The sequence below is a fragment of the Streptococcus sp. HMSC034B05 genome, from assembly GCF_001809055.1.
Lineage (GTDB): Bacteria > Bacillota > Bacilli > Lactobacillales > Streptococcaceae > Streptococcus > Streptococcus constellatus.
In genome coordinates, this window is the sequence record NZ_KV795598.1 from 1 (window position 1) to 19,899 (window position 19,899).

Below are 19,899 nucleotides of genomic sequence, written 5' to 3' on the forward strand. Positions count from 1 at the left end.
TTTGTGACTGAGAACTATTTTGTCTCAGACTCTACTTTTTCTATATTAACTCCCTCTCTTCCAGAAAATAGCAAGGAGAATAATGGCTCCTAATACAGATGGAATAATGGCTGTTTCTGATAAATGAGGTCCCCAATTTCCAAATAGGGCTTGACCAATCCATGCCCCAAACCAGCCTAATAAGATCTTTCCAATACAGCCCATTTTCTCTCCACGATTAGTGATTGCTGCTGCAATCAGACCAATAATAAAGCCAACAAACATACTTCCAATCATTTATTTCTCCTTCCTGATATTCTGCAACGTCAAACATCTCTTCAAATAACAAGGGGGGTTACTTTTTTGAAAGACAACCAAACTTAAAAGTACTATCGATGCAAGCATTGTCTTTAGGAAAAATTCACGTGCATGATGAAAATTTCTTTGAGTTTTTTTAGCTTCTGCTGAAATAGTTAATTGCATAACAAAACCTTTTTATTGGCAAATGTCATACAAAGAACAACCGTAATCTATAAATTTTGTAAAAAGCTTTACAAGCAGTAAAAATTTTCACTTAAACATGTATATTTTAGTCTAGTCTTTGGAAAAATACCTAGCTGTTCGTGGAAAATTAATACTATTTCGCGAATAAACCAGCGGGAATTCTCGATTGGAAACAGCCGTATCAGTTGAAAATCCCGCATTCATCAAAAGAAGACGTCTTAAAACAAATCATCAAACAAACTTAGCTGATTATCTTCTGGCATATTGCCCAGGATGCCCATATCGTCCATTTTTTCGACTAAAGTAGCTGATAACCCACCACGTTTTCGCAACTCAGTCTTGGAGAGGAATTCTCCCTCTGCCCGCGCTTTAACCAATTGATTTGCAACGTTGTCACCCAGACCGTCCATGGCAGAAAATGGAGGAATCAACATATCTCCATCAATCAGAAATTCTGTCGCGTCACTCTTATAAAGATCGAGTTTCCCAAATTTAAAGCCTCTCTCCAACATTTCATTAACGATTTCCAAGGTTGTATACAGGTCAATTTCTACATTGGACGCTTCATTATTTTTACGTTTTTCAGAGATTTCATTCATTTTGCGCTTAACTGAATCTAATCCGCTACTCATGACTTTAATATCAAAGGCTTTGGCACGGATAGAAAAGTAAGCACAATAGTAATAAATCGGATGATGCACTTTGAAATAAGCTACCCGTAGAGCCATCATTACGTAGGCAGCTGCATGGGCTTTAGGAAACATGTACTTGATTTTTCCGCAAGATTCAATATACCATTCAGGGACATTGTTTTCTTTCATAGCGGCAATATAACCATTACGCTCTTCGTCAGAAATTTTCAACCATGCACCTTTCCGCACACGCTCCATAATGGTAAAGGCCATTTTTGGTTCTAAGCCCTTGTGCATGAGATAAACCATGATGTCGTCCCGACAACCGATAACGGTAGATAAGTCCGCAATTCCCTGCTTAATTAAATCTTGTGCATTTCCAAGCCATACGTCCGTACCGTGAGACAAGCCTGATAATTGAAGTAATTCTGCGAAAGTTGTTGGGTGAGTTTCATCCACCATGCCCCGTACAAAATTGGTTCCAAACTCAGGAATCCCCAGCATACCAGTTGCCGTACCTATTTGCTCTTGTGTCACTCCCAGAACATCTGTTCCTGAAAAGAGTGCCATAACTTCCTTATCATCCATAGGAATATCATTAGGGTCAATACCTGATAAATCCTGCAATTTCCGAATCATAGTCGGATCATCATGACCGAGCACATCGAGTTTCAGGACATTTTCATCAATATCATGAAAATTAAAATGGGTCGTTTGCCATTCGGCAGTCAGGTCATCTGCTGGATATTGAACCGGCGTGAAATCGTAAACGTCCATGTAGTTTGGAATAACAACAATCCCACCAGGGTGCTGTCCGGTCGTTCGTTTAACACCTGATGCACCTTGCGCCAATCGCTCGACTTCTGCATCGCGATAAAATTTATTGTAATCTCGCTCATAACCTTTCACGAAACCATAGGCTGTCTTAGCTGCAACCGTACCAACAGTACCAGCCCGAAAGGCATATTCCTCCCCAAAAATGTCTCGAACATCTAAGTGGGCACTAGGCTGATCCTCTCCAGAGAAGTTCAAGTCAATATCAGGGACCTTGTCTCCGTCAAATCCAAGGAAAGTCTCGAAAGGAATATCCTGACCATTCTTGCTCAGCTTGTGGCCGCATTTTGGACAGTCCTTATCCGGCATATCAAAGCCAGAACCATAGGAGCCATCCGTGATGAACTCGCTGTATTGACATTTGCCACAGACATAGTGGGGCGACAAAGGATTGACCTCAGTAATCCCAATCATGGTCGCCACAAAACTGGAGCCAACTGAACCACGCGAACCAACTAAATAGCCTCGTTTATTAGAACGCTGTACAAGCATTTGCGAAGCCAAGTAAATCACGGCAAAACCATTCCCCAAAATAGAGGATAATTCCCGTTCAATTCGATGATCTACAATATCTGGTAGTGGATTACCATAGATTTCAAAAGCCTTTGCGTAAGTCAGCTCAGCGACTTTTTCTTCAGATTTATCAATAAATGGTGTATAGAGGTCCCCTTTTACCACTTCAATTGGTTCAAAGCTTGACGCCAACTGGTTGGGATTCTCAATGACCACTTGTCGAGCTAGTTCATCACCTAAAAAAGCGAATTCATCTAGCATTTCATTGGTCGTGCGGAAGTGAGCCTTAGGAAGCGGAGCCGGCTGGGCGTTTTCACCGTGACCTATGGTCCGGTTAATCATGGCACCTTGTCCCAAACTCCTAACGATAATCTCCCGATAAATTTCTTCCTCAGGCTCAATATAATGCACATCTCCCGTAGCCAGAACTGGTTTGTCTAAGCGTTCACCCACTTCAATCAAATTCTTAATGATCGTGTGCAGCTCCTCCATATCCTTAACCTGCTCTTTGGCAATCAATGGAGCATAAATCGCTGGAGGCATGATTTCGATAAAGTCGTAATATTTCGCTACTTCGACAGCTGCATCCAGACCCTGTGAAACAACCGCATCAAACACTTCTCCTTCTGAACAAGCAGTTCCTAGAATCAAGCCTTCTCGATGCGCATCCAAAACCGTTCGCGGAATCCGTGCTACACCTTCAAAATATTTAGTATTGGACAGACTGACCAATTTGAAAAGATTCTTCAACCCTGTTTGATTTTTCACATAAATCGTAGCGTGTTTCACTCGTGCTTTTTTATAGGAATTTTCATCCACCAAATCCGTATTTAACTTATTAAGATTGGTAATTCCACGCTTTTCTGCTACATCTCTGATGAAGATAAATAGCAGTCGTCCTGTTGCTTCCGCATCGTAATTAGCCATGTGGTGATGGTCAAGCGATACTTGAAAACGCTTGGTTAGAGGCCCCAAACCATGCCGCTTGTATTCTGGATAGAGATTGCGGGCAAATTCCAGTGTGTCAATGACTGGTTGGGTAATTTTGGGCAGGCCATGACGTTCATAGTTGACATTCATAAAGCCCACGTCAAAGGTAGCATTATGGGCGACAAGTACCGTATCTTTGCAAAATTCCTGAAATTCCTGTAAAACTTGTTCAAGTGGTTTCGCATTTTTAACATGTTCATCTGTAATTCCCGTCAAATCTGTCGTAAACGCACTCAAAGGGTGTCCTGGATTAATAAATTCGTCAAATTCCGCGATGACATTGCCCTTGTACATCTTGCTGGCTGCCACCTGAATCAAATCATTATAAATAGCAGACAAACCAGTCGTTTCTACGTCAAAGACAACATAAGTAGCTTCTCTCAACTCCATATCTATTTCATTGTAAGTAATGGGCACACGATCTTCAACAATATTGGCTTCCATACCATAAATCAACTGAATCCCGGCTTTTTTAGCAGCTTTATAACCATGAGGAAAGCTCTGCACATTGCCGTGGTCAGTAATCGCAACTGCTTTATGCCCCCACTTCGCAGCTGTCGCAATCAAGTCTTCGACTTCTGGTAGGGCATCCATAGTTGACATATTGGTATGCGCGTGAAATTCAATCCGTTTCTCACCTTCAGGCATGAGATCTTTACGGTCATAATGCACCACTTCCTGTACATCTTGTACATTCATAGTCAAATCATGCGTGAAGTTATTCATTTCAATATTTCCACGTACACGCAACCATGAATTTTTCTTAATCATGTCATATTTCTTAGCTTCTTCTTCATTTTTAAACCATTTCTGAAGCGCAAAGCTAGAAGTATAATCGGTCATCTTAAAATTAATAAGTACGCGCCCTGTGCGAGTAACCTTTTTTTCAAGATCGAAAACCATTCCTTCAAAGACAATCCGATTTTCCTCAGTCTGAATGGCATTCATCTGCGTGATTTCAGCTTTATCCAATTTTGATCGTGCAATAGCTTTTTTCGCTTGAAAACCAGAGTAACTTGTCTTTTCTTCAACAGGTGGAGCTGCCATTTTCTGCAGCGCTTCTATGGCTTTTAGAGCTTCATCATTCGCTGCTTGTACAATCTTTTCTTTCTCAGCTTGGAAAGTTTCGACTTGCTGCTGTGTTAAAGCATCGCTTGCCTTAACCTGACATTGAAACTGTGGAAAACCAAACTTGACCAACTGTTTTGCCAAATTTGGCAAATGAATCTTCCGAAAATGATCCGTATCAATGCTTGAAGGACCTTCAATCACTAGCTGATTCTCTTCAACATGCACCTTCAACCGGTGATATATACTGCGAAATCCCTGACTAGTACAAGGACCTTCTGTAAAAGCTTCTTGATAATAAGCCTGCAATAACTCATCTGTGAAATCTTTGTTTATTGTCCTTATCTCAAAAACTGCTTGATTCCCCGTTTTAGAAAATTCTTCCTTCAAGCACTTTTTCAATTCTTGAAATATGTCAATCGGCAAAATTTCTGTAAAAGCAAAATGAAATTCCCAGATATGGCTGACTTTATGCACCAGAACTTGCTCAATTTCTGCATGTAAAAAGGCACTTGATTGTCTCATATCAAGTGGCATATTGATCTGATTCATTAAAATTTCAAACGTTGATGACATCTTTTTCCCTCGCCTTGTAATGACACTATTCTACCATAAAACAAAGGATTTTTCGATTAAAAAATAAAGAATCCCCTTTATCTTGCCACTAGTATAAACCATTTTTATTTTAAGTCACATCTTGCTAGCTTGCTTAAGAGTGAGTATCTGGAAAATATAAGCATCTTTACTATAATAAAATTAGCAAATCTTAGTCCACTTTTTTAAACATTCACAAAGCACAAGCTAAAAGACAAAGAAAAAACAGAATCCCCCAAAATAAGGGCGTTCTGTTTTTCCTTCTTATTATTTATAACCTTGTAACGCTTTTTGGCGTTCTTCAGTTTGGCCTTTCGCATCTAATTTTTTACCTTTGTAAACTGTGCTTTCCCATGAACCATACATTGGATTTGGGAAGATAATGAATTTTTCGCCAAATTCTTTCTTTAATTCTTCCAATTTCTTGCCACGTTCATCAGCTGATGTCTTTGAGAAATCTGCAAAGTCAACCAGATTATCTCCTAGCAACATAACTAGATTCGTTTTTTCCTGAACTTTTTGACGGCGACCTTCTTTTGATTTCACGCCTTTTTCTAAAAACATCAAATGATCTTTCCCTTGTACAGGAATACCTTCTTTTTCTAAGTTCTTAATCGTTGCATCTACTTGATTTGCCGCACGGTCAGAAATATAGTAGATTTGAACACCATTTTGATGAGCATATTGAAGAAATTCTTTCGCACCAGGAACAGCTTTAGCTGAAGCTTTCTGTACCCAAGCATCCCAATTTTTAGGATTAAAAGCTGTGCCGTCTTTGACATTCTGTACTTGGTAAGGGCTATTGTCTAAGACCGTTTCATCCAAGTCAAGAACGATTGAATAGGGCTTATCTGTCGGCTTTTGCAGTAATTCTTTCAATCGGTTCGTGGCGACATTATAACCTTGTAGATACAGAGCCTTCGCTTCATCAGACTTTTGATACCAAAGTGTGCCCATGGTATTTTCTCTTGAGCGCACTTGATCATAAGTCATCGTAACTTTATTGTCAGATGTGTTGCTTTGCGCAGCCTTATTATCAGTTGCTTTTGTCCCACAACTAGTCAATAAAATAACTGAAGCAAGAGCTGAAAAAATTGTGATTGTGGCTTTAGATGATTTCATAAAACCAATTCCTCCTAATATTAATCTATCAAAATTATAGCGTTTTCATAAAAACATTTCAAGTTATCTGACCAATTATACAGACGAAAAACAGATTGGCAGAAAAATGTCCAATAAATCCATCAAAAAATCGAGTAGGAGCTAATTTCTAGTTATTCTCACACTACCCGTACGTGCCGTTCAGCATACGGCGGTTCAACTAACTTTTAACGCATGTCGTTCAAGATAATAATCTAAACAGCTAACCAGTCCTCGTTTTGCGAGGGCTGGTTTTGATATAGCTTGCTTGAATACCGACTTGGTCGCAACCAATTGATAGTGCTCACCCCAACCTGAGAATTTATCCGCTATCCATTTAGGAACGCCTAATTTTAGTAATCCCCATAGTCGTCTCGATTTCTTCTTCTATTGTTTCCAGATAATCACTTGGATACGAGTTCTCAAACGCTCATCTATTTGAGTTACTACCTTTTTCATGTCGCCAAGAGAAAAATAGTTTATCCACCCTCGTATAACCCAGTTTAATCGCTCAATATGTGTTGTTAGGTCCATACTCCACTTTCTAGTCGTCAGTCGTTTCAACTTTCGTTTAAAGCTCTGAACACTATCCTGATGAGGACGACTCTTCCAACCTTGCAGAGACTTCCAAAAACCAAAACCTAGGTACTTGAGTTGGCTAGGTTTCACGATTTTAGTTTTTGTCATGTTCACTTTTAGCTCCAATCGCTTCTCAATAAAGCGACTGACTAAGTACATAACTCACTTGGCAACTGCTTCGCTCCTAACCGTGATTCCGCAATCATCTGCGTACCGAACGAAATGAAGACCTCCTTTCTCTAGTTCCTTATCCAACTCATTAAGCATGATATTTGATAACAGCGGAGATACGTTACCCCCTTGAGGTATCCCTACAAGAGTCTTATGACGTTGATCATTGATAATTACCCCCGATGAAGATATTTCCGAATCAGTAATTCTGTATCTCCATCATGAATAATATTCTGCACTAGAGACATGAGTCTATCTTGCGGTACTGTGTCAGAGAATTTCTCTAGGTCAATATCCACAATCCACTCATAACCATCATTAAGGCACTCAAGTAACTTGACAATGGCTGTCTCACAAGAACGATTTGGTCTGAAACCATAGCTGTATTCTGAGAAACGAACTTCACAGATTGGACTCAGGACTTGAACGATAGCCTATTGTATCATTCTGTCCGTGACAGTTGGGATTCCTAGGTTGCGGATGTCTCCATTGGATTTTGGAATTTCAATTCTGAGTATGGGCTGAGGTTTACCCTTCCTCTCCTTGATAAGCTGTTTTGCTTCTCGTCAGTTTTGACGGAGATAGCCGTCCATCTGTTCGATAGTAATTCCATCGATACCAGCAGATCCTTTATTAGTTTTCACCTGTTTATAAGCTTCAAGTATATTGTTACGAGATAATATCATACTTAGCAATTCTGACATGTGTGGATTCCCTTTCTGTTTTGTTGCCTGTAGGTTATCTTATATTGGTAAGCTGTCCACTATCAATACGTACTAACTTTCAGCTCTATCAGACTGTTCGTTTTACAGACACAAGTGTCTAGGATTACTTCGATTAGTTATTCACCCCTTCACTCCATCTCCATTACAGAAACTTCTTCACTACTATGGATTCGACTGACTTCTTGTCGTTCGCTGTTACTAGGTTTTACCCTCGACAAGACCTCACGAGATAAGTTATACATCTTTCCTCGTTTACTCTCGTAATTTACGCATATAGGTTACGACTACCTATTTGGACTTAGGGTTATAAGCCCCATCATCCGCTATATGCGCCTTCCTATCACATTTCTATTCGTACAGTCACGATTTCGCTATCCCTTCCTCTCCTTGCTACCTCACGATAGTCAGGCTTGGGAGTCACTATTGGGTTCACCGGTAGCGGATGCCCCAGATGACTTGCACCTCAGATGTATGACATGCCCGTCGTACACAAAAAATCTCTGTTTTTTCACAGAGATTTCAATCATTTTTATTTCATTTATAAAAAACAGTAATAATGCTCGCTACAATAATTAGCAGCAAACCTATAATTAAAAATCAATATCTGTCAGCCATTTGATAGCATCTGTTGTGCTAGACAATGCACGCCCTTGAACACTATTTTTCATCATTTGATCAATGACAATTTGTGCCTCACTATAAGTCGAACCACCTGAAGTTACAAAAGTTGCGACTCGTTTACCAGCTAAATCTAGACTTTCCATTACTGTTTGGATAAGGCGTGGCGGACGTCCCCACCAAATCGGATAACGCAGACCAATCATCTGTGAATGTGTTGGACAGACCTAATACCATAAACATCCGAACCATCATAAAGGAAATGTTCACAAAGGAATTCTCCCCATAGCGGTTCGTATAGACCGTCTGAATCATCCAAGTGTTACCAGCACGATGAGACAAGCTATAAAGGACATAAAACTCGTATAACTAATCATCCTATGATGCAAATGATGGATTAGCTCCATCATTTTAGAAATAGCATAAACAAAAGACTAAGTCACAGAAAAGCTCAGTAAACTCTACTTTTTTGCTTGTATGATAACTCCTTAAAAATAATATTCATAAAGAAAGAGAATGGATTGTTCTTATAAACTAGTCATCATTTTCTTACTTTTTACCATAATTTTCAAGAGCAAGTGTAGCAAGTTTTTCTTCGAGGTATAGTGTATAGTATTTATAAGCAGAAAAAGACTACAGCTAACATACGCTTTTCTAAGCTTATAAAAATTCTAGCAGAAATTAACTTCTGCTAGAATTTTTTATTTCACAACAATATTAACCAATTTGTTAGGTACGACAATGACTTTGATGACTTGCTTGCCAGCAATTTCTACTTGAATTCTTTCGTTGGCAAGAGCAAGTTTTTCAAGTTCCTCACGGCTTGAGTCTTTTAGTACAACAAGTTTCGCACGAACTTTACCTTTAATTTGAACAACGATTTCTACATCGTTTTCAACCAACTTGGCTTCGTCCCATGTTGGCCAAAGAACATATGAAATTGATTCACTAGATTGTGTCAATGTTTGCCACAATTCTTCTGAAAGGTGTGGCGCAAATGGTGCTAACAATTGTATAAAACCTTTAGCGTAGTCAGCAAAAAGTTTGTCTTCTTTGTTTGCAGCATTAATGAAAACCATTAATTGAGCGATAGCTGTATTGAATTTCATGGCTTCAAGTTGTTCTGTAACGGCTTTGACAGTTTCATTATAAACTTTATCCAAATTACCATTATTTTCAGCCACAATTTCTTTTGTTGTCAACAAACGATAAACACGGTCGAGGAATTTACGTGAGCCTTCAAGTCCTTCTTCAGACCAAGCAATAGATGCATCCAGCGGCCCCATAAACATTTCGTAAACGCGAAGAGTATCTGCACCATACTGCTCCACTACATCATCTGGATTAACAACATTCTTCAAAGATTTAGACATCTTAGCTGGAGCTTGTTCCAATTCTTCACCTGTTTCGATATTGAAGAAAGAACCGTCACGTTTTTCAACTTTATCTGTCGCTACAAGGGCGCCACGGTGATCGCGATAGCTTGTTCCCAAAATCATCCCTTGGTTAAAGAGTTTTTGGAATGGTTCTTTAGTTGGAACGACACCTAAATCATAAAGGAATTTATGCCAGAAACGAGCGTAAAGAAGGTGAAGCACAGCGTGTTCTGCACCACCAATGTAAATATCAACTGGTAACCATGCCTTAAGCAGTTCTTCATCAGCTAATTTTTCCGTATTGTGTGGGTCAATGTAGCGCAGATAATACCAGCTTGAACCTGCCCATTGCGGCATGGTGTTCGTTTCGCGACGGCCTTTGACACCATCTTCACGCGTAACTTCCAGCCAGTCTGTCAAGTTAGCAAGTGGACTTTCACCTGTCCCTGAAGGTTTGATATCTTTTGTTACTGGCAATACAAGTGGTAGTTGATCTTCTGGAACAGCTGTTGTTGTGCCATCTTCCCAATGAATGATTGGGATTGGTTCCCCCCAATAACGTTGACGTGAGAAAAGCCAGTCACGCAAACGGTAAGTGACTTTCTTGTTGCCAACGCTTTCTGCTTCAAGCCATTCAACCATTTTATCAATAGCTTGCGCTTTATCAAGACCATCTAGGAAGCCAGAGTTGATGTGAAGACCGTCTTCTGTATAGGCTGCTTCCTCAACATTTCCACCTTCGAGAACTGGAATGATATCCAAATCGAATTGTTTTGCAAATTCCCAGTCGCGGTCATCATGCGCAGGAACTGCCATAATAGCTCCTGTCCCATAGCTAGCAAGCACATAATCGGCAATCCAGATTGGAATTTCCTTACCATTAACCGGGTTAATAGCATAGCTACCAGTCCAGACACCTGTTTTTTCTTTGGCAAGATCTGTACGAGCGAGGTCAGATTTAAGGCTAGCCGCACGTTTATAATCGGCAACGGCTTGAGCTTGCTCAGGACTTGTAATAGCATCAACAAGAGCATGTTCTGGTGCTAGAACAGCATAGGTAGCACCGAAGAGTGTATCTGGACGAGTTGTAAAAACGGTGAAATCTTTATCAGTATCTTTTACTTTGAACGTTACATTTGCACCAGTTGATTTACCAATCCAGTTCCGCTGCATATCTTTGATAGATTCTGGCCAATCAAGGTCATCTAGATCTTCCAAGAGGCGTTCAGCATAAGCTGTGATTTTAAGCATCCATTGACGCATTGGTTTACGAACAACTGGATAACCACCACGTTCAGATGTACCATCGGGAAGCACTTCTTCGTTGGCAATAGCCGTTCCTAGTTCTTCAACCCAGTTAACTGGTACTTCTGCTTCATATGCCAAACCTTTTTCATACAATTTTGTAAAAATCCACTGTGTCCACTTATAGTAGTTAGGGTCAGTTGTATTGACTTCACGATCCCAGTCATATGAGAAACCAAGGCTATTGATTTGACGTTTGAAGTTGGCAATATTTTCTGCCGTAAACTCAGCAGGATCATTTCCCGTATCCATTGCGTATTGTTCTGCTGGAAGTCCAAAAGCATCCCACCCCATTGGATGAAGAACGTTATAACCTTGAGCACGTTTGAAACGGCTAAGAATATCAGTTGCAGTATAGCCTTCTGGGTGTCCTACGTGAAGACCAACACCAGATGGGTAGGGGAACATATCCAACGCATAAAAGTTTGGTTTTGCACTATCCGTTCCTGTTTTGAACGTCTGATTATCAGCCCAATAGGTCTGCCATTTTCTTTCAATTGATTTGTGATTATAAAAAGTCATTGATTCACTCCAATTTTGTGATGTTATTATTATACCATTTTTAAGCGATTTTAAAAGGCATAATTAGAGAAAAGCATGCTTTGACTAACTGAATTTATTGTGTGACTAATCTCAATTAACTTTTGCTGGAGATTTTACTTTAAATTTTTTAAACTTCCCTCTTGATATGGATTTTGTCTTTGTAACTTAATTCATAAAAAATACCCCAAAAGTTAGATTTTTTATCTAACTTTTGGGGTACAGGTCAATTTTCATTTGAGAACTTTTTATATTCTTCTGCTACTAACAAACGTTGAAATTACCAAATAATCACGCGATCTTCTGGTTTGCGCCACATGCCGTCGCCTTCTTTAACATCAAAAGTTGTAAAGAAATCATCAAAGTTTGGCAATTGAACATTCGTCCGAAGTTTTCCGGGAGCATGCACATCTACACTTGCTAGCATTTGCATATATTCTGGACGAGCTTTCATGCGCCAGATACGAGCAAAGTTGGTAAAAAATTCTTCCGCAGAGAAGTCAGCTTCTTTCTTAGCTGCTTCCAGCGCTGCCGCAATCCCACCGAGGTCTGCAATATTTTCTGAAACAGTCAGCTTTCCATTGACTTTAGCTCCGTAAGAATCTTGTCCGTCAAATTGCTCAATCACCTTCTGAGTCCGAGCTGTGAAAGCTTCGTAGTCTTCTGGCTTCCACCAATTTTTAAGGCTACCATGCTCGTCAAAGGAAGCACCGTTTGAGTCAAAAGCATGAGAGATTTCATGCGCAATTACTGCACCGATTCCGCCATAATTTGCTGATGAAGATTGATGCAAATCATAAAAAGGTGCTTGAAGAATAGCGGCTGGAAAAACAATCTGATTTTGTTGTGGATCATAGTAGGCATTTACCAGATGAGCTGGCATGTGCCATTCACTGCGATCCACTTCTTTGTTCCATTTACTCCAAGTGTGTGCAATGGCTACTTTCGCTAAATTTTGAGCATTTTCAATTAAACCGAGCTGTTCATCAATCACTTTTTTCGCATAAGTTTCTGGCAATTTCTCTGGATAACCAATATGTGGAGTGATAACATTGAGTTTGACAATGGCCTTGTCCCGTGTCTCCTTAGCAAGCCAATCAGCTGTTTCTAAGCGTGATTTATAGACATCAATCATCGTCTTGACCTTATGTTCCACATCTGCTTTGGCTTCTGGTGAGAATTTCTCTTCTGCATACCAAAGACCGAGGGCTTGGTTATAGGGTGCTTGTGCTAGTTGATAAGCTGCTTTTTCTTTTGGACGAGCTTCTGGAACGCCTGAAATAGCACGCACATAGGTGCCTGAAAGGACGCGAATTTCTTCTGTTAGCAAGGAAGTCCATGCTCCAGTAGAGAATAATTTCAGTGTTGCATGCAAATATTCCCAATTTTCTTCTGAATAATATTCCGCTGCAAACTCTTTCCAAAAACGCTCTTGAGGAACAATCACCTTGTCTGGGCTTTGTCCCAAAATCTCTGTAAAAATTGCATCAAGTGGCAATTCTGGAGCGAGCTTCGTGAAATCTGCCCAATCATAAGGGTGATATAACTTCACATATTCTGAAGTTTCTTCATTGGAAAGGACATACTTAGCTAATTTAGCATCTAATTCCAGATATTTATCCAAAATATCTTTTGTTTCTTCTGCTGAAAAGCCAAATTTAGGTAATAATTCTTCCTGCATCTTGCGCCAGATTGTCAGCAATTCCTTGCCTTTTTCATTTCCTTCTTCATAATAGGTCGTATCTGGTAAAATGATTCCAGGTGCATCGGCCCAGAGAACATTCATTTTAGCATTCATAAAGTCTGGCGCGACGTCAAAAGTAAAAGCATTCGGCTTTCCAGCCATTTCATACTCAGCAATCTTCGCTGCAAACTCCTTGAAAGAACTTAAAGCTTTATATTCTTCCACAAGCGGCATTGCAGGGGTAACTCCTGCTCGTTCCCGTCCGTCAAAATCTGCCACCAAACGGTGGTATTTCACAAAATTTTGCAAAATTGGATCTTCTGGAACATCTTGACCTGCTAACCATTTATCAGTTGTTGCTAACATCAATTTTTCAATATCTTGATCCAAATCCATAAATCCACCTGTCACAGGCTTGTCCTCAGGAATCACAGCAGTTTTTTCCCATTCACCATTGACATAATTAAAAAAGTCATCTTGTAAACGTGTCATCTTGTTCTCGCTTTCATTGTTTTATCTTAATCCTATCAAAAAAGTTCTGAATAATCAAACTTTTATCAAAAGAGATTTTTATGCCAAATCTTGCTTCTGATTTTTCTTAAAAATTCTAAAAATTAACTTGACTTAATTTTTGTTTTAATGTATATTAACTGTAGGGGTGTATAAAATGATACGTATCGAAAATTTAAGTGTTTCTTATCAGGAAACACTTGCTCTCAATCAGATTTCTTTGGAAATCCAAGGCCCAACTATCATGGGAGTTATTGGTCCCAACGGAGCTGGTAAATCAACCCTTTTAAAAGGAATGTTGGGCATCGTTGATCATGTTGGACAAACTTACCTTGATGATAAAGAATTCTCAAAAGTACTTAGCCATGTAGCTTATGTGGAACAAAAAATTCACATTGACTACAACTTTCCAATCAAAGTGAAAGAATGTGTGTCGCTTGGACTGTATCCAAAAGTGAAACTTTTCCACAGGTTAACAAATAAAGAATGGGAGAAGGTGACAAATGCGTTACGCATTGTCGGCTTAGAGGATTATGCTGAACGCCAAATCAGCCAATTGTCAGGAGGGCAATTTCAACGGGTCTTGATTGCGCGCTGTCTAGTACAAGAAGCTGACTGTATCTTTCTGGATGAACCATTCGTTGGAATTGATTCAATCAGTGAAGAAATCATCATGACAACGCTACGCAGTCTAAAAGAACAAGGAAAAACGATTCTCATTGTTCACCATGACTTAGGAAAAGTCCCACATTACTTTGATCAAGTTTTAATTTTGAATAAAGAACTCATTGCCATTGGAGAAACTTCATCAACTTTCACAGAAGAAAACTTGAAAAAAGCCTATGGCTCTCAGCTTTTTGTGAATGGAGGTCTCTAATATGTTTTCAGAATTTATTGATGGACTACAAAATTTCCATTTTCTACAAAATGCACTGATTACGGCCATTGTCATCGGGATTGTTGCTGGAGCAGTTGGTTGCTTCATTATCCTAAGAGGCATGTCCTTGATGGGCGATGCCATTTCACACGCAGTCTTGCCAGGAGTTGCACTCTCCTTTATTTTAGGAATCAACTTCTTTATTGGAGCCATTGTTTTTGGACTTTTAGCTTCGGTCATTATTACTTATATTAAAGGAAATTCAATTATCAAAAGTGATACTGCCATTGGAATAACTTTTAGTTCCTTTTTAGCTCTTGGAGTCATTTTGATTGGAGTTGCTAATAGTTCAACCGACCTTTTCCATATTCTTTTTGGAAATATCTTAGCTGTGCAAGACATTGATATGTGGATTACAATTGGTGTAGGAATCGCTGTTCTAATTATTATTGGACTATTCTTCAAAGAATTATTGATTACATCTTTCGATCCACTTCTGGCAAAAGCGATGGGGATGCCAGTCAACTTTTATCATTATCTCTTAATGATTCTCTTGACGCTGGTTGCAGTTACAGCTATGCAAAGCGTGGGAACAATTTTGATTGTTGCTATGCTGATTACACCTGCTGCTACTGCTTATCTTTACGCTAACAGTCTTAAAACGATGATTATCTTGTCTTCTAGCTTGGGGGCAATTGCATCTGTCTTAGGACTTTTCATTGGCTATACCTTTAATGTTGCGGCTGGCTCAAGCATTGTACTGACATCCGCCATTATCTTTGCCATTAGTTTCTTTATCGCTCCAAAACAACGATTTAACAAACTAAAAAATAAACCCAAGCTAAAATAAAATTAGTATTTCATTTATTAAAGGAGAACCTTATATGAAAAAATTAGGTTTTATCGCCGTTCTGTTTTTAGCCATCGTCGGGCTTGCTGCCTGCGCTGGTCAAAAAGGAACTTCTACCAACAAATCTTCAAAATTGAATGTTGTTGCTACCAACTCGATCATCGCTGATATTACCAAAAATATCGCTGGTGATAAAATCAATCTGCACAGTATCGTTCCTGTCGGAAAAGATCCACATGAATACGAACCATTACCAGAAGATGTGAAAAAAACATCAAAAGCTGATTTGATTTTCTACAATGGTATCAACTTGGAAACCGGCGGAAATGCTTGGTTTACAAAATTGGTCAAAAATGCGAAAAAGACTGAGAACAAAGATTACTATGCTGTAAGTAACGGAGTGGACGTTATCTATCTGGAAGGTCAAAATGAAAAAGGGAAAGAAGATCCTCATGCTTGGCTCAATCTTGAAAACGGAATTATTTATGCTAAAAACATTGCAAAACGTTTGATTGAAAAAGATCCTAAAAACAAAGAAACTTATGAAAAGAATCTGAAAGCTTATACTGCAAAACTTGAAACATTGGACAAGGAAGCAAAAGCAAAATTCAATAATATTCCTGCTGAAAAGAAAATGATTGTTACCAGCGAAGGTTGCTTCAAGTACTTCTCTAAAGCTTATGGTGTCCCATCTGCTTATATTTGGGAAATCAACACTGAAGAAGAAGGAACTCCAGATCAAATCAAAACATTGGTTGAAAAACTTCGTAAAACAAAAGTGCCATCACTCTTTGTTGAAAGTAGTGTTGATGACCGTCCAATGAAGACTGTTTCAAAAGATACAAAAATTCCAATTTATGCCAAGATTTTCACTGATTCAATCGCTGAAAAAGGTGAAAAAGGTGATAGTTACTACGACATGATGAAATGGAATTTGGATAAAATTGCTGAAGGTCTTAGCAAATAAGAAATGGAAAAAGGAGCCGGAATTGATTGCCAGTTCCTTTTTACTTGAATTTTCCTTAAATAGCCAATACTTCATTCTACTAAGCAAATGGCTAACGGCTGTGTTCTTCAGGTATTTTTGGTATACTTAATACGATAAGGAGTAAACAACATGACCCCAAACAAAGAAGATTACCTCAAATGTATTTACGAGATTGGTACGCATAGTCAAAAAATTACAAATAAAGAAATTGCTGCTCAAATGCAAGTATCTCCTCCAGCTGTCACAGAAATGATTAAAAAGATGATTGCTGAAAAATTAATTATCAAAGACAAGATTAAGGGATATTTATTAACCAATCTTGGTCTTCACCTTGTCTCTGAACTATATCGCAAACATCGTTTAATTGAATACTTTCTAGTGCATAATTTACAATACACTACAACAGATCAAATCCATGAAGAAGCGGAAGTCTTAGAACACACTGTTTCAGAATTATTTGTCGAGCGATTGGAAAAAATGTTGGATTACCCAGAAACTTGTCCTCATGGCGGGACCATTCCCCAAAAAGGTGAATTACTGGTTGAAAAATACCAGTTAACGTTAAACCAAGTCCAAAATGCTGGAGTCTATCGCTTAGCAAGAGTTCATGATGAGTTTGAATTATTAAAATATTTGGAAAAACACGATTTACATCTGGGAGATACGCTGATTCTGGAGCAATACGATCCTTATGCTCAACTATATTTGCTCAAAGTAAATGAAAAAGAGCTGCAAATCAATTCAACGATTGCCCAACAACTTTATGTGGAAACGCTCTAAAAGGAAGCGGGACTGTCAAAGCTTCTAACATCAGTGCTTAGAGGTCACTCAACTACTTCGTATTGAGTTTTATTCTAGAAAGTAACCGAGTCTGGAACAAAAGTGTTCCAGACTCGGTTTTATTTATCATTTTCTCAACGATTCTTCGTATCTAACACAATCGTCACCGGTCCGTCATTGATTAACTCAACCTGCATATCAGCCGCGAAAACACCTGTTTTGACAGGTATTTCTCGACCTAGCAATTCGTTAAAATCATCATACAATTGACTAGCCAAGTCTGGTTGAGCAGCGCCTGTAAAAGCTGGACGATTCCCTTTTTTTGTATCTGCGTACAATGTAAACTGAGAAATAGAAAGAATCTCTCCGTTTACGTCTTTTACGGACAAGTTCATCTTGTCTTCATCATCTGAAAAAATCCGCATATTGGCAATTTTTCTTGCTGCATATTCTACATCTTCTTGAGAATCATCTGGTGCTACACCGACTAGTAACAGCAGTCCTTGCTGAATCTGATTGTAAAGTTCGGTATCAATTGATACCGAAGCTCGCTTCACACGTTGAATCACTATTTTCATTTTGAACTTCCTATTTTTATATTGAGAAAAAATCACAAGAGATTGCTTGAGTAGAATCTTTCTGCTCTGCTGTTCTCACTTAGCCATTTGTCCGTTTAACCGAATAGACTTCCGGCACACTCTTAATCTTATCAACTACTGTTGTCAGCATAGATAAATTAGCAATCCCGAAAGAAACATGGATATTGGCAAATTTCATATCTTTGGTTGGCTGTGCATTGACGGTGGAGATATTTTTGGTTGTGTTGGACAAGACTTGCAAGACATCATTCAAAAGGCCAGCGCGATTAAGACCATATATATCAATGTGAGCAGTATATTCCTTAACAGAACTATTGTCTTCCCATTCGACATCAATCAAGCGCTGCTCATAATTTTCCTGCGCTCGTAAATTCATACAGTCCTTACGATGAATGGCAACCCCGCGCCCCTTTGTAATGTACCCGACAATCTCATCACCAGGAACTGGATTACAACATTTGGCAATCCGTATCAAAAGCCCTGACGCACCTTGGATAATGACGCCGCCCTCATGTTTGACCTTGAGGGTGTCCTTGTTTTCAACCTTGACTTCACCGCCCTTAACAAGCTCTTCTGCTTCAGCTCTTGCTTTAGCACGCTCTTCTTCACGGCGTTCTCTTTCTGTCAAACGATTAAAAATCGAAACAGCACTAACTTCACCAAAACCAATCGCCGCAAAAAGAGTTTCCTCTGTTTTGTAGCTCGTTTTTTGCAGGACTTCTTCCATGTGTCTTTTGTCCATGTATTTGTTAGCCACATAGCCATTTTCTTGAAATTGTGCTTGCAGAAGTTCTCGACCTTTAGAAATGGATAATTCCTTGTCTTGATTTTTGAAAAATTGACGAATTTTATTGCGTGCCTTGCTAGTCTTAACAAGGTTAATCCAGTCACGACTCGGTCCAAAGGAATTGGAACTGGTAATAATCTCAACTTGGTCCCCTGTTTTTAGCTTCGTAGTCAAGGGCACCATGCGACCATTTACCTTTGCACCAACCGCTTTTTCACCCACTTTTGTATGGATTTCATAGGCAAAATCAATCGGTCCTGAGTCTTTTGGCAGCGAACGAACAGCACCATCCGGCGTGAAGACATAGATTTCTTCAGCAAGGTAATTTTCCTTGACGGAATCCACAAAATCCTGTGCATCATTGGACTGGTCTTGGAGTTCCATCATCTCCTTAATCCAATTCATCCCAATCGCCGATTCTTTGCTATCAACCTGCCCTTTAATACCTTTTTTATAGGCCCAGTGTGCAGCAACTCCGTATTCTGCCACTTCGTGCATTTCTTTGGTCCGAATTTGAAACTCAATCGGTCCCTTAGGCCCATAGACGGTCGTATGGATTGACTGGTAACCATTTGCCTTGCGATTAGCAATATAATCTTTAAAACGTCCGGGCATTGGTCGCCAGAGTTCATGAATGTAGCCCAACATAGCATACACATCACTTTGCGTATCTAAAATGCAACGAATAGCGATCAAGTCATAAATCTCATCAAAACGCTTTTTCTTGTCCTGCATTTTCCGATAAATGGAGTAAATATGTTTAGGACGACCATAGATTTGCCCATGAAGATTGCGCTCAGAAGCATAGGTTTCAATCTTGTGAACCACTTCGTCAACTAAATCCTCACGTTCCCGACGTTTTTCCTTCATCAGGTGGGAAATCTTATAAAACTCTGTCGGATTCAAATATCGAAAAGCTAAATCTTCCAGTTCCCATTTGACGCTCGAAATCCCCAAACGATGAGCTAATGGAGCATAAATTTCCATGGTTTCGCGTGAGATGCGTTCCTGTTTGTCTTTGCGCAGGTGCTTAAGTGTTCTCATATTGTGCAAACGGTCTGCTAGTTTTACCAAAATGACACGGATATCCTTGGACATCGCCATTAGCATTTTGCGGTGGTTTTCAGCCAACTGTTCCTCGTGAGACATATACTTGACTTTACCAAGTTTGGTCACACCATCGACAATCACGCGCACATCATGTCCAAATTCGCCTTCCAAATCGTCCAAAGTTGCAGCTGTGTCTTCTACAACAT

The 19,899-nt window shown here is 39.4% G+C and carries 12 protein-coding genes and 1 pseudogene; 4 read left to right on the forward strand and 9 right to left on the reverse strand.

What is annotated here, in order from left to right; translation table 11 throughout:
• Positions 1-45 precede the first annotated feature (45 nt).
• The 7 genes and pseudogenes from HMPREF2542_RS03565 to HMPREF2542_RS03605 form a co-directional block, all read right to left on the reverse strand.
• The gene (locus HMPREF2542_RS03565) at positions 46-276 is read right to left on the reverse strand and encodes a GlsB/YeaQ/YmgE family stress response membrane protein (protein WP_006268373.1); all 231 of its coding nucleotides are present in this window, start codon (positions 274-276) and stop codon (positions 46-48) included.
• Between the two features lie 425 nt (positions 277-701).
• Positions 702-5,096 carry a PolC-type DNA polymerase III gene (locus tag HMPREF2542_RS03575; protein WP_070484342.1) on the reverse strand — a complete coding sequence of 1,465 codons (4,395 nt, stop codon included), beginning with the start codon at positions 5,094-5,096 and terminating at the stop codon, positions 702-704.
• 285 nt (positions 5,097-5,381) lie between these two features.
• Entirely contained in the window at positions 5,382-6,236 is an 855-nt protein-coding gene (locus tag HMPREF2542_RS03580) for a 5'-nucleotidase, lipoprotein e(P4) family (RefSeq protein ID WP_037598061.1), read from the reverse strand.
• Positions 6,237-6,431: 195 nt separating this feature from the next.
• Positions 6,432-7,708: pseudogene (gene ltrA / locus HMPREF2542_RS09735) on the reverse strand (group II intron reverse transcriptase/maturase).
• A gap of 611 nt (positions 7,709-8,319) precedes the next feature.
• A complete protein-coding gene (locus HMPREF2542_RS03595) occupies positions 8,320-8,553 on the reverse strand; it encodes a flavodoxin (RefSeq protein WP_080980102.1) in 234 nt (77 codons plus the stop codon).
• A gap of 495 nt (positions 8,554-9,048) precedes the next feature.
• Positions 9,049-11,550 (reverse strand): leucine--tRNA ligase, encoded by a 2,502-nt coding sequence (leuS, locus tag HMPREF2542_RS03600; protein WP_058669884.1) that lies wholly within the window; start codon positions 11,548-11,550, stop codon positions 9,049-9,051.
• Between the two features lie 298 nt (positions 11,551-11,848).
• Positions 11,849-13,744 (reverse strand): M13 family metallopeptidase, encoded by a 1,896-nt coding sequence (locus HMPREF2542_RS03605; protein ID WP_058669885.1) that lies wholly within the window; start codon positions 13,742-13,744, stop codon positions 11,849-11,851.
• A 175-nt stretch (positions 13,745-13,919) separates the two neighbouring features.
• Here HMPREF2542_RS03605 and HMPREF2542_RS03610 point away from each other — a divergent pair, with 175 nt between their 5' ends.
• The 4 genes from HMPREF2542_RS03610 (at position 13,920) to HMPREF2542_RS03625 (ending at position 17,257) form a co-directional block, all read left to right on the forward strand.
• Positions 13,920-14,639 (forward strand): metal ABC transporter ATP-binding protein, encoded by a 720-nt coding sequence (locus tag HMPREF2542_RS03610; protein WP_058669886.1) that lies wholly within the window; start codon positions 13,920-13,922, stop codon positions 14,637-14,639.
• Between the two features lies 1 nt (position 14,640).
• Complete coding sequence (locus tag HMPREF2542_RS03615; protein WP_003037625.1) at positions 14,641-15,489, forward strand: metal ABC transporter permease; 849 nt, start codon at positions 14,641-14,643, stop codon at positions 15,487-15,489.
• A gap of 34 nt (positions 15,490-15,523) precedes the next feature.
• The gene (locus HMPREF2542_RS03620; RefSeq protein WP_003070702.1) at positions 15,524-16,456 is read left to right on the forward strand and encodes a metal ABC transporter substrate-binding protein; all 933 of its coding nucleotides are present in this window, start codon (positions 15,524-15,526) and stop codon (positions 16,454-16,456) included.
• A 150-nt stretch (positions 16,457-16,606) separates the two neighbouring features.
• Complete coding sequence (locus HMPREF2542_RS03625) at positions 16,607-17,257, forward strand: metal-dependent transcriptional regulator (RefSeq protein WP_003070703.1); 651 nt, start codon at positions 16,607-16,609, stop codon at positions 17,255-17,257.
• Positions 17,258-17,391: 134 nt separating this feature from the next.
• Here HMPREF2542_RS03625 and dtd read toward each other — a convergent pair whose 3' ends face one another.
• A complete protein-coding gene (gene dtd, locus HMPREF2542_RS03630) occupies positions 17,392-17,835 on the reverse strand; it encodes a D-aminoacyl-tRNA deacylase (protein ID WP_048800683.1) in 444 nt (147 codons plus the stop codon).
• A 79-nt stretch (positions 17,836-17,914) separates the two neighbouring features.
• Positions 17,915-19,899, reverse strand: a 1,985-nt coding sequence (locus HMPREF2542_RS03635) for a RelA/SpoT family protein (protein ID WP_070484344.1), incomplete at its 5' end; no start/stop codon positions are given.